Source organism: Tychonema sp. LEGE 07196 (assembly GCF_963890365.1).
In the GTDB taxonomy this organism is placed as follows: Bacteria; Cyanobacteriota; Cyanobacteriia; order Cyanobacteriales; family Microcoleaceae; genus Microcoleus.
Genome location: NZ_CAWPRX010000176.1, coordinates 44,030 through 56,447, shown reverse-complemented (window position 1 = coordinate 56,447; position 12,418 = coordinate 44,030). Strand labels below are relative to the sequence as shown.

Annotated in this window: 8 protein-coding genes and 1 tRNA gene; 6 read left to right on the top strand and 3 right to left on the bottom strand. The window is 48.8% G+C overall.

From position 1 onward, the window contains the following. The 6 genes from AACV78_RS20985 to AACV78_RS20960 all read left to right on the top strand — a co-directional run. On the top strand, positions 1-389 hold a 389-nt coding region (locus tag AACV78_RS20985), incomplete at its 5' end, for a PilN domain-containing protein (RefSeq protein ID WP_194074329.1). After that, a complete protein-coding gene (locus AACV78_RS20980) occupies positions 386-1,177 on the top strand; it encodes a pilus assembly protein PilO (RefSeq protein ID WP_194009468.1) in 792 nt (263 codons plus the stop codon). The genes AACV78_RS20985 and AACV78_RS20980, both read left to right, overlap by 4 nt. A 713-nt stretch (positions 1,178-1,890) precedes the next feature. After that, a complete protein-coding gene (locus AACV78_RS20975; RefSeq protein WP_194009467.1) occupies positions 1,891-4,311 on the top strand; it encodes an AMIN domain-containing protein in 2,421 nt (806 codons plus the stop codon). A gap of 753 nt (positions 4,312-5,064) precedes the next feature. Next, positions 5,065-5,355, top strand: coding sequence for an HU family DNA-binding protein (locus tag AACV78_RS20970; protein ID WP_194009466.1), 291 nt, complete (start codon positions 5,065-5,067; stop codon positions 5,353-5,355). A 15-nt stretch (positions 5,356-5,370) separates the two neighbouring features. Continuing rightward, positions 5,371-6,507 (top strand): threonine-phosphate decarboxylase CobD, encoded by a 1,137-nt coding sequence (cobD, locus tag AACV78_RS20965; RefSeq protein ID WP_194009465.1) that lies wholly within the window; start codon positions 5,371-5,373, stop codon positions 6,505-6,507. A 292-nt stretch (positions 6,508-6,799) separates the two neighbouring features. Further along, positions 6,800-8,275 carry a dihydrolipoyl dehydrogenase family protein gene (locus tag AACV78_RS20960; RefSeq protein ID WP_194009464.1) on the top strand — a complete coding sequence of 492 codons (1,476 nt, stop codon included), beginning with the start codon at positions 6,800-6,802 and terminating at the stop codon, positions 8,273-8,275. 525 nt (positions 8,276-8,800) lie between these two features. Here the strand turns inward: AACV78_RS20960 and AACV78_RS20955 are convergent. The 3 genes from AACV78_RS20955 to AACV78_RS20945 all read right to left on the bottom strand — a co-directional run bounded on the left by AACV78_RS20955 (position 8,801) and on the right by AACV78_RS20945 (position 12,376). Continuing rightward, positions 8,801-8,887, bottom strand: a tRNA-Ser gene (locus tag AACV78_RS20955). A gap of 60 nt (positions 8,888-8,947) precedes the next feature. Then, entirely contained in the window at positions 8,948-11,584 is a 2,637-nt protein-coding gene (locus AACV78_RS20950) for a ComEC/Rec2 family competence protein (protein WP_194009463.1), read from the bottom strand. Positions 11,585-11,896: 312 nt separating this feature from the next. After that, complete coding sequence (locus tag AACV78_RS20945; protein WP_194009462.1) at positions 11,897-12,376, bottom strand: DUF4079 domain-containing protein; 480 nt, start codon at positions 12,374-12,376, stop codon at positions 11,897-11,899. Positions 12,377-12,418 lie beyond the last annotated feature (42 nt).

Genomic DNA, 12,418 nt, shown 5'->3' with positions numbered 1-12,418 from the left:
GACAGGCTCCCACCCCCGTCGTCCCGCCCCAAACTGCAAAAGTACAAATTTCAGGGATAGCAACTACCTTTGCTCAAGTTAACGACTTTATTCTGCTAGTCCAGCGCTCTCCTTTCTTCCTCGACACCGATACCAAACTGGTAGCGGCCACATTAAAAAACAACCCCACACAATTACAAGTACGCAACCCAACCGAATCAGCAGCAGAACTTCCCAAACTCCGACCAGTGGTGGAATATAAAATTGAAACCACACTCAGCCCGACTGGAGCCTCCGAGTTGCTCCCCGAACTGCGGAACAAGAAAGCAGACGGACTAGCAATACGGATAGAAACACTTCAAGAAAAAGGAATACTAGAATCACAAACAGGAGAAGTGAAAAAACCATGACAGCAGCAAACGAGTTTATTCCCAGCGGAGCAGAAGAGACAGGGGGTAAGGAAATATTCGGCATTAAGCTGACACCCCAAATCCAAGCCATAGGCATCGCGGTTCTCGGCCTCGGCGTGGCCGGCTACCTAGGCTACCAGTTCGTACTCCCAGAATTCCAAAAAAGCGGCGAATTCAAGCAAAAACTGGTCGAAAGCAAGCAAACGCAAGTGCAATTGCAAGCTCAAATTCAAAAAAAGGCCGAAGCAGAAGCCAAGCAAGAAGAAGCAAAACAGCGCCGCGCCCAAGTGACGGCAATGTTTGCAAGCGATAGAAGCGCCAACACCCTGCTGCTTGACATGACCCAACTGGTTAATCGCATCAACGCCGGCGTGCAAGGAGACGACCTCAAGGCTAAAATTACCAAATTTGAGCCGGATATGCCGCCAGCTACAGCAACTGCGGCGGGAGCTCCAGACCCTGATATTCTCAACGATACGTCCTTCGGGCCATCCCTGGTTGGCAAGCTCAGGCGCAAAAAATATAAGGTAGAGTTTGAAGGCAATTTCGCTCAAACCCGCAATTTTATGCGTAGTTTGGAGTTGATGCAGTCCCTGTTAGTAGTGAGGAATTTGAAATCTGAATTGCTAGCATCAAATCAGTCCATAGAAATCGATTTTTTGAAAGGGAAAATCATCCCAGTAGCTCAGCCGCAAACAAAAATTAAAACGGCTTTTGACTTGTACGCGCTCCTGCCGTTAAAGCAAGAAGAAAAACCGCCAACTCCGGCTCCGATTCCTGCCAAATAGCGCTAGGCGAGCGGATATAGCGGTTTTCAATTTCTGCGAGGTACATGAACTCCTTAATTACATGGCTTATACAGAAGACTCTAGAAAACTGGTTTTTTACCGAAATCAAGATTTTTTTGGCTAGTGTTTTGGTGAAAAACCAGGTTTCGGGGTACTATAGCAATCAGTTTATCTAAGTCGGCTCTTGCTCGGGATATGCGTTACTTTCGCAAAGTCGGGTAACGAGCAATTCCAAAAATTCTGCAAGAATTGCTGTAGATAAGTCATAAATTGTCCATTAGGAAGAAAAATCCCATCGCACCTCATTTTTCGCTCGCAAGGCTATATTAGGAACGCAAATTGAATAACTTCAAACATCGGCTAGACTTTTTTCTCTCCAGAAGTGGCGAGGCAAAAAGAGGCAGAGTATCCGGCCCTGCATTACCAGGAATGGCCTGGTAATGCTCGGAACGAATAACAGTTATTTAATTGCTATTCCTTAGCTATTTCAATTCGCTGTTTCGGCAGAAGGTTAAAGGCAAAATGTTGAAGATTGGATTCACAAAAAAATATCAAAAATTTTTTTTGTGAGTTTTGAAATGATAGTTCGTGCCTAATTATACCTGTTTTCTTAATTCAAAAAAGCTGAAAACGAGAGAGGTTTCAGTTAGTGCCAAAAGCTCGCTAGTCAAGATTGCGAACAACAAATAACCAAGTGTAGTGGAGGAGAGAACGTGAAACAGCATCTACGGTTAAGTGGTGGAATCTTCAGCAGCGTTGCTGGAATTATAATCGCCCAAGCGCCAGTCTCGGCAGCGCCGACTCAAGTCACAGGAGTGCAAGTAAGTCAAGCCAATAATGGGGTAAATATTGTCCTGGCTACGGAAAAGGGCGATCGCCCGCAAGTTTTCGCCATCAACAGCGGCAATACCTACCAAGCCACAATTACCAACACCAAGCTCCGCTTGTCCCAAGGCAACAGCTTCCGTCAAGATAACCCAGCTCCGGGCATTTCCTCAGTAGAAATCACCCAGATAGAAGCTAACAGCATCCGCGTTGTGGTAGCCGGCACCAACGGAGTTCCCAACGGACAAGTTATGCCCGGACAAGGCCAAAACATCGTCCTCAGCGTTGCCGGACAGGGCGGGACTGTGCAATCTACCCAAGCAGCAGCGCCTGCATTGCCCGCGCTCAACCAAACCCAAGCTTTGCCCCCGCCGCCTCCGGGACTGCCGCTGAACCAAACAGCTCCCCGGCCAGCTCCCCAAATCCGCACCTCGCAAAACGAGCGCGTGCTGCTGCCAAATCCCGAAGTTACTGTTACTAGGGACGATCGCCCGCCCCTACCAAGCGAAATTCAATCTCAAACCAATCAAGCTGCCCCTTTCGTGCCCAGGGCTGTAGCGCCGCCATTGGGAGATATCTCCGTATCTAACATCGCCCCCGGCGTAGGAAATATTGAGCTGAGTTCGGGAGAACGCATCCCCCGCTTGGTGCTGCGGGATGCCCCAGTACGAGACGTTTTAGCTCTGCTCGCTCGCGCTGCGGGATTGAACATTGCTTTTACAGGCGGCGGGGCGGCGGGGCCGGGCCAACCGGCGGCCGCACCGGGAGCAGCAGGAGGCTCCGATGAAGGGCCGAAGATTTCCTTGGACATCGAAAATGAGTCGGTGCAGGATGTTTTTAATTACGTGCTGCGGATCAGCGGACTGCAAGCCAACCGCGTCGGGCGCACCATTTTTGTGGGTTCTAATTTGCCCCTAGACTCGCGCAATATTATCGTTCGGACTCTGCGGCTCAATCAAGTCAGATCTACCGATGCAGCTAACTTTTTGAGCGCTCAAGGTGCAGAAACTCAACTGCCGATTACTCGGGTGACTATTCAAACCGTGGGCCAGGGAAATGCGGCGCGGGATGTGGAAATTCGGGAACCGGATATTAAGGCAATTGGCGCTAAGGACGGCAACGGGCCGCTGTTGCTGAGGGGGCTGTCGGTGCTGGCGGATGCCCGACTCAATTCGATCACTTTGGTGGGCGATCCGCGCAAAGTCGATATTGCCGTAGCTTTCTTGACTCAGCTAGATTTGCGCCGCCGTCAAGTGGCTGTCAACGTCAAGGTGATCGATGTCAACTTGCTGGGAAACAACCAAAGTAGCAGCAGTTTCTCTTTCGGCATTAATAACAATTTCTTTGTCAATGACAACGGAGCAGCAAGTCTCAATTTTGGCGGCATCAATCCGCCCGGTCCTAATGACCTTGGGGGGATCAGCGCTCGGCCCATTGTCGGCAACCGAGACATTCCCACAGAAAACAGGACACCTTTCTACGATCCTAGGGGAAATTTAATCAACGTACCGCTCACGGGACTCGGTGGCGGGTTGTTCGTCCAGCCGACAGCGCCGATTACTAATGACCCCGCGCGAGTTGGGATTAGCGACTACGAGGCGTTTGACCCTGCAACGGTGAATTCTACCGGAAGTGCGACTTTTGCCCTGTTCCCGCTGTTCCAATATCCGAGGAGGTTCTTGTCGGCGTTGCGGGCAACTATTCAAAGCCAGAATGCCAAAATCCTCACCGATCCGACTCTGGTGGTTCAAGAAGGAGAAACGGCGAATGTAAATATTACTGATGAGGTGCTCAGTAACGTCACATCGCAAACGCAGACTACCGGCAATACAAGTACCACAACGGTGACGGCGGTCAAAGATAAGGCGGGTTTGCAGTTGGGGGTGGCGATTGATCGAATTGACGATAATGGCTTTGTCTCTCTGCGGGTGAACCCGGTGATCAGGACACCGGGCAACGAGCAAGCACTGTCTACGGGCGCGAACACCAATATTATCAGGCTGCTGGGCGAGCGCTCTTTGCAATCGGGGCTAATTCGCCTGCGGGACGGTCAGACTTTGATTGTTTCGGGGATTATCCGCGACGAAGAACGGGTTACGGCGAACAAGATTCCTATTTTGGGAGATTTGCCGATTATCGGTTCGCTGTTCAGGAGCACGACTAAGGCCAACCAGCGGGCGGAGTTGATTGTGTTGCTGACTCCGCAGATTTTGGATGATAGCGATCGATCGAACTTTGGCTATCAAAACAACATCAGTCCCGACGCGCGCCAACTGTTGCAGCGCAGCCAGCCCGTCCAACCGAGATAGTAGTCAGTTGGCTGTTGGCAGTTGACTGTTGGCTGTTGTCAGTTGGCTGTTGGCTGTTGGCAGTTGTCAGTTGTCAGTTGGCTGTTGTCATACCATTTTTCTAAAGTAGCGCTAGATATTACCCCCCCAACCCCCCCGCGATTTCGGGGGGGCTAAGACTTCATCCATAGCACATCTTTATAAAAATGGTATCAGTTGACTGTTGGCTGTTGGCTGTTGTCAGGGGCGGTGCCTGTGAGTGCCCGCCCTCTTAGTTGGCAGTGCGTTAGTCCGGCGGCCCTGCCCAGAAAAGGGAAAGGGACAAAGGAAGAAGGAAAAAAAAATCCTTTAGCCCTTGACAAATGACATTTTGTTCTTTCTATTTCTCCTTTTGTCCGCTCTGAAATCCACCGAGGCAAGAAATCGGCTCTCCAAAGTGGTATTTTTTTAACGAAATTTGGGTATTAATTTAAAAAGTTGGCAAGTTCCATATAAATTAAAGGTTCCACCGATCCATAACGGTCGGCAAGACTTTAGAATAATGCAGTGAAAATTAGATGCTGTGGGGTTTTCAGCAATTAAAAACAAAAATTCCTTTTCTGACCAATTATCCTAGGGTAATTGGTATTCAGCAGGAGTTTTTCAGGGGGAAGCGGGCTGGAGCAATAGGGGACTACCCAAATCTCCAAATCCAAACTCCCAATGCAGTTACCACTCACAGCTAATAGTTGAACTCGGTTTGACGTATTTTACAAATTCCAGAAGGAGTTCGGAATGAACAAAGGTGAATTGGTTGATGCAGTGGCAGAAAAGGCTACTGTCACTAAAAAACAGGCAGATGCGGTTTTGAGCGCTGCTTTGGAAGCAATCATGGAAGCTGTCTCCGAGGGCGACAAGGTGACGCTGGTCGGTTTTGGCTCGTTTGAGTCGCGGGAACGCAAGGCCCGTGAGGGTCGCAATCCAAAAACCGGCGACAAGATGGAAATCCCGGCAACCAGAGTTCCTGCATTTTCTGCAGGGAAGTTGTTTAAGGACAGAGTTGCACCGGCGAAAAACGCCGAATAACGGGCAAACTGAGTCTTGATCAGACCTGTACACGGTGGGAATTTAGCTTGGGCAGCCGCATTAGCTGGCTGCCCAGCTTCTGCTATTCTCGATTTTTCTGCCAGTATCAGTCCTTTGGGCCCTCCTGAGTCGGCCTTGGCTGCGATTAAAGCTCGCTCGAGCAGTCTGACGGCTTACCCAGACCCGGATTATGGAGAGTTGAGGGCTGCTTTGGGTGAGGCGTTTAATGTTGACCCGGATTGGGTTTTGCCGGGGAATGGTTCGGCGGAATTGTTGACTTGGGCGGCTTGGGATTTGTCGAAACTGGAGGCTACTTATTTGGTGACTCCGGCTTTTGGCGATTACTGGCGGGCTCTTTCGGCTTTTGGGGCGCAGGTGCTCGATTGTCCTTTGGATCTCAAATCGTTGGGCCAGGAGCTTTTGAGCGGGTTAGTAACTGATGGTTTGTCGGTTTCTAACCGCTCTTTTGTTTCTCTTTCTCCTGCTGTCCCGGTTCCTTTTGCTCTGGGGGCCGATCGAGGTTTGCTATTGAACAACCCGCACAATCCTACGGGTTTGCTGTTCGGTAGGGAGGCGATTTTGCCTTATGTGGAGCAGTTAGGTATGGTGGTGGTGGATGAGGCTTTTATGGACTTTCTACCACCGGAAAAACAGCAAAGTTCGATCGCTGCTGTTGAGGAGTTTCCGAATTTGGTGATTTTACGATCGCTCACTAAATTCTATTCTCTGCCGGGACTGCGGATGGGCTGTGCGATCGCCCATCCCGATATTCTCCGCCGCTGGCAGTTGCGGCGCGATCCTTGGCCTGTGAATGCTCTGGCGGAGGCGGCGGCTGCTGCTGTGGTGCGAGATGCTGCTTTTGAGCGGAAAACTTGGGATTGGCTGCCTGTGGCTCGCCAAGAGCTGTTTGAGGGTTTGGCTAATTTACCTGGCTTGCGGCCTTGGACGGGGGCGGCTAATTTTTTGTTGGTTGAGTCGTCGCTGTCAGTGGCTGCGATTCAAAAAAGTCTGCTGGAAAAACACCGGATTTTGATTCGGGATTGTTTGAGTTTTCCTGAGTTGGGCGATCGATTTTTTCGAGTAGCCGTGCGCGAGAAGGCGGACAATCTGCGACTGATTGCTGGACTTGCGGATGTCTGTTGTCGGTTGTGAATCGCCTGATGTTGCTGGGAGTTTGAGGATGTTGCTTGCATTGCGAGGGAGATGCTCGCACTTGTATAAATTATTTGGAAGTAATATATTCTCTTGGCGCTGTTGATTGATTGTTTGAACGAACCGCGAAGACGCAAAGGACACGAAGAAGGAGAAGAAGGAGAAGAAAGAAATAGAAATATAAATGTTGTTCGCTGATATTTTTAAACTTGCTATAACCAATAACTAATAACCAATAACTACTGACAACTGACAACTGACAACTGACAACTGACAACTGACAATTTTATTTATGCTTGATTATGATTTAGTGATTATTGGTGGAACTCCGGCGGGACGTTATGCTGCTTTGACGGCAACTAATTTCCCGGCCCGCGTTGCTTTAGTGGAACCGTTAAGCAATTCGCCAGATTTGCCGATTGAGGAGAAGGTGTCGATCGACTTTGGCTTGAGATACAGCCAAACTTTGAGCGAGGCTGCTCGTTTTGCTCAGCAGCTTCGCCGCCTACAGTTGGGGGTTCGCCCGGATGTGGCTGATTCGTCGGTGCCGCTCGAATTGCCCTTAGATGGCCTGTTCAAATGGACTGAAGGTGTTGTTTCTAATTTAGAAGAAATTGACGATCTCGGCGTTTTGGCTGCTCGCGGGGTCGATATTATTTTTGGTAGCGGCGAGTTTGTTGCAAAACCGAAGTTGGCTTTTGTTACGGGCGATCGATCTTTGCGATCGCGCTGTTATTTGCTAGCTTCTCCAACTTTACCGACGGTTCCCAATATTGAAGGACTTTTGTCTGTCGGCTTTTTTACTTCGGAAACTGTCGCCCAATTGACTAAACTTCCACAGTTACCTCAAAGTTTGGCTGTAGTTGGTGCCGATCCCAGCGGGGTAGAAGTGGCTCAAACTTTTGCTCGATTAGGGGTGGCTGTGACGCTTGTGGTCAAGGCTTCGCGGATTTTGGCCAAAGAAGACCGGGAGGCTGCGGGCTTGGTTCAAGCTGCAATGGAGGCGGTTGGAGTCCGCATTCTGACTTCTACTGAGGTGACTCAAGCTCGGGTGATTGAGGGTAAAAAGTGGATTCAAGCCGGGCCCAGGGCGATCGAAGCTGAGGAGATTTTTTTGGCTGCTGGCCGCGGACACAATTTTCCATCGTTAAATCTCGAAGCGGTTGGGGTTAAATTTAACAATCGCAGGTTGATTTTAAATGAAAAATTGCAAACAACTAATTCGCGCATCTATGCGATCGGCGATGTTGCTGGGGGTTATCCGTTCCCTCATATTGCTAATGCCGAAGCTGCGGTTGCTGTGAAAAATGCTTTGTTTTTGCCGCTGTTTCAAATAGATTATCGCGGGATTCCTTGGGCGATTTTTTCCGATCCGCAGTTGGCGAGGGTTGGTTTGACAGAAGCGCAAGCAAGGCGTCGTTTTGGAGACGATTTGATTGTTTGTCGAGAATATTTTAAGAATGTTGAAAGAGCTCAAATGTGCGGGGAGACTACTGGTTTTTGTAAGATTGTCGCGCGTCGCAATGGGGAGATTTTGGGAGCGAGTATTGTGGGGCCGCAAGCTGCTGAGTTGATTCATGCGATCGCTCTGGCTGTGCGTCACGGGATGAAGGTTGAGGCGATCGCGGAACTTCCTTATATTTGGTCGAGTTTTTCGGCAATTAACGGTCAAACTGCTACTATTTGGGAGTCGCAGCGCTTCCGCAGCAATACTTTGATGCAGAATTTATGCGAGAATTTATTTCACTGGCGCAGGTATTGGAAATGAAAAGATTAGTCATTGGGCATTGGCCCGCGCAGGGCATTGGCCCGCGCAGGGCATTGGCCCGCGCAGGGCATTTGTAATTGGTAATTGGTAATTGGCCCGCGCAGGGAATTGGCCCGCGCAGGTAATTCGGAATTAGCACCCTAGGGTTAGTTATTGTGTTTATAGAACCCATTTGATATCTTTGAGTTTTTGGGTTGGGTGATGAGAAATATAGAGAGAAACTGGTTTCTGAGATTTACGCTCATGGCGAGAAACCGGGTATTCTTGGAGTTTTTGGTTGGGTTACGAGAAATATAGAGAGAAACCCGGTTTCTGAGATTGACGCAGAATAGATATCAAATGGGTTCTATATTATTTTTTGATAAAGATACGATATAGATAAATAACGGTCGAACAGTGTAAAAACAAAATAGCGGTATATATAAGTGGTATCTGTACCACTTATATATACCGCTACCTATTAAACCGAAGCTGTGGCGGAGGAAGCTGATAGTGCCCAAGCCTGGTTTGGTAAGTGTTCTAGGACGGAGAGGGTGGGATTTGAACCCACGTTAAGATTGCTCCTAAAGTAGATTTCGAGTCTACCGCATTCAACCGCTCTGCCACCTCTCCAATTAAATTGAGATGCGAGCTAAAAGTATCTTACCGCACAGTGCCCCACTTTGTAAATCCTTAGAGAAAAGAAGTTTGATTTTCTTCTGATTCCAGAGTCGTCTTAAATCCCGTTGTGGGTGTCCACTGAAGAGCTCCGTCGCGCCCCGTCCAAAAAATCCGGGTTTTGCTTTGGTGCAGTTTGGCTGCGGTTTCTGGGTCGATTTCGTCTGCAGAGGCGATCGCCACTTGCGGCCCAACTGCCTCCAATAACTCGGCTGTCAGGGTTTTTCCCGACCACAACAGCACTTGCGCCGCCTTGAATGTTCCTGCGGCTGCTAATCTTTTTGATAACATACTTTGGGCTTCCGGTGTCATGTCACCGACAATCAACCAAGTACGCCCCCTCACCAATAATTCTACTACCGGAATCTCTGCATCCAAGAACTGCAACCGCGTCGAACCCAGATCGATTGTGCTGTTAGTTTCTAAAAGAAAGTAAACGCCTTGCCGAGATTGCACAGCCGTCATAAATTTATCATCGTTGCCGCGGTGAATTTGTTTGGAATCTTTATTATCATAAAATGTTTTAATGGGCAAGCGTTCTAGTAATTTTCCCCAACCGCCGCTCAAACCTAAATGACCGTGAGTGGCGATCGCAAAATTCACAGAATTAATACCTTGCTTCTGCAAAAAAGGCAACACTGTAAACTTCACAGTATTTTCATCACCACTATTAATTAGCGCCACTTTTCCCCGATCTTGAATTACCAAAACTGGATCGCCAGATGTCGCCAGCAAAGTAACTTTAAACACAGATGATTTAACGTGCCAAGCAGGCAAAACTACGATCGCAATTCCCGCCATTAGCGCCAGCGGGAAAATCCAAGCCGCAGAAATCCGCAGCCGAATAACTCTGCTTTTCCCCTGCTTCCCTCTCCCCTTTCCCTGATTTTTCCCTCTTCCTACTTCCTGCTTCCCTCCTTTTTCTGTCTTGCTTCTTCTATTAGTGACATCCCGTACATCCGTCACATCCCGCACATTGCTCGTTGCCGAACTTCCCCCCAGCCAAACCCAACAGATTAAACTGTAAAGTGCGATTAACTGAAACACCGATACTTGACCGACAGCTACCGAATTACCGGGCAATTGCGAGAAATATTGGGCGATCGCAATTAAGCCCTTTGCCGGATAGTCCAGCAGTTGCGCTAAAACGCTTCCCGCCGGCGGAAAAATCAATCCTGCTAAAGCACTAACCATCCCGCCAATACTCAAAATCCACAGCAAAGGAGCCGCAATAATATTGACTAAAATGCTATAAGGTGATACCACACTAAAAACGTAAAGTAGCAGCGGCAGCACCCAAACTGAAGCTGCGATCGGAACCACCACAATTGAAGCGATCGCGGGCGGCATCCAGTCTAACTTTGCCATCAGCGGCGGCGCTGTCACCACTAATCCCAAAGTAGCCAAAAAACTCAGTTGAAAACCTAAATCCCAAATCCACAAAGGGTTAACTAGCAGTAAAATAGTCGCAGCGATTAACAGCAATCCTAATGGCTTAACTTCGCGGCTTAACACCAAAGCAAATAATGTGCCAAATCCCATCAGTGCGGCGCGGCATATTGAAGCTTCAAAGCCTGTTAGTGCTACCAACAAAAATAAAGCGCCTACGCCAAATCCAAATTGTAACTGTTTGGAAAAACGCTTGGTTAAAGCTATAACTAAAGCCAAAACCATTGAAACTTGAGTGCCCGAAGCGGCGATCGCGTGGGCCAATCCAGCTTGCACAAAATAGTCGCGGATGTTGTAAGGTAAATCGACGGTTTGTTTACCGAGGGCGATCGCACTTATTAGCGGCCCTTCGGGAACATTCAAATGCGATAATTGCGATCGCGCGATCCGCATCCGCATCGCTTGAATTGGCGATGGCTGCATCCCGGTTGACTCCCAGAAAGCGCCAGTTGTGCTGTTAACTCGATTGACATCGGCGATCGCCTTTTCTCTCTTCCAGTCAACCTGACGCCCTTTGAGCCCTGCAAAAGCCCCTTCTCGGGCTAAATATGCTCGAAAATCAAAAGCCCCCGGATTCGAGGGCGGCTGTGGTTTGTATAGCGATCCCACAACTGCGATCGTATTGTCGGCGTACAAGCCCGTTGCTTGCAGTAGAGGCACTGTAACGTAGAGTTTGCCTGATACAGGGCGGTTGACGACTACTCCTCCGTCGCTACCGTTGATTCCGCTAACTACATCTGTGTCTAGCCAAAATTGCGATCGGCCCGATCGGGTTAATCGAGGGTTACTCGCCACTCTACCGCGAACTGTCACTACGACTTCTTGAGTGTTTCCCTCCGCCGGAATCAATTTGCTGATGTCATTAATTGCCGGTTGGGGCGATCGAAATACCAAATAAAAGCTAGCTAAAAATGCCAGCAAACCCGCCATTGGCCAAACCCATTTTGCTCTCGGCAGCACCTCCAACAAACTCAATTTTTCCCTCGTCTCTAAGGGTTCTTCTATAGCATTTTTAGGAGTTCTGGTGCGTCTTTTTTTAGTAGTTTTAAAATGTTTTTTAGTATGCTTGAGCAACAACTTAGGCATCGCGATTGCGACGGCGATTCCCAAAGCTAGTATCGCGTATCTACCCCAAAAAACTCCTGTAGAAATCAATCCCAGAATGTAGGCTAGACAGAAAATGACACCCGTTGCTTGATTCATTAATTAGAAACTCATATCAATTCCGGTAACACCGGAATGACTGTTGACTGTTGACTGTTGACTGTTGACTGTTGACTGTTGACTGTTGACTGTTGACTGTTGAGAGAACGATATCAGAGGGGAATATTTCAGGGAAACCGATGCGGGACTTATCAACTCCTTACCAAAGAAACCGGGTTTTTCAACCGGGGTAAAAAGCTAAACGCCGTGTATTTAGCTAAAAAACCCGGTTTCTGGCTACCCCTGCGCGAGTTATGGCAAAATTTCTTTTTTTACATTCTTTCCTTTCCCCGAACCCTTCCTCTTCCTCTTCTAAATAGACAGACCCAATTTTAAACCGAAAGCTGCGTGCAGTACCATAAGTGCTAAAGCCGTCGTGCCTAAATAAGCGTGAACCGCGCGCAGTGCTAGCTTGTTCCCCCCAAAACCAGTCAGCGAAATTAAGCTGCTAACAGCCAGCAAAACCAGCACTGTCGAACCAGTCCAAAAATGCGGGCTTTCCATCACGGGCTGATGCTGCATCACCAGCGACAGCAGTCCACCAGTGTAGCCCAAAGCTAAAAATAGAAACATCCACGGTGCAAGCTTGCGGTGATCCGATCGACTTTTGAGCGCGACATCCTTATCGGCGGCCAAGCGTCCCTGCCATCCTGTATAGCCGACAAAACTGCCCATCGCTACAATCACGATCCCCATCATTACAGGATGTCCCCAATGGGTAATTGGTTCGGGAATTCCCAGGCTGCGAAATTGACTGGCGATTGGTTCTAGAAGTTCGCTTAAATTTACCATTTGATTTTGATTCCCAGCTTGGCGATCGATATTTTCGGACTC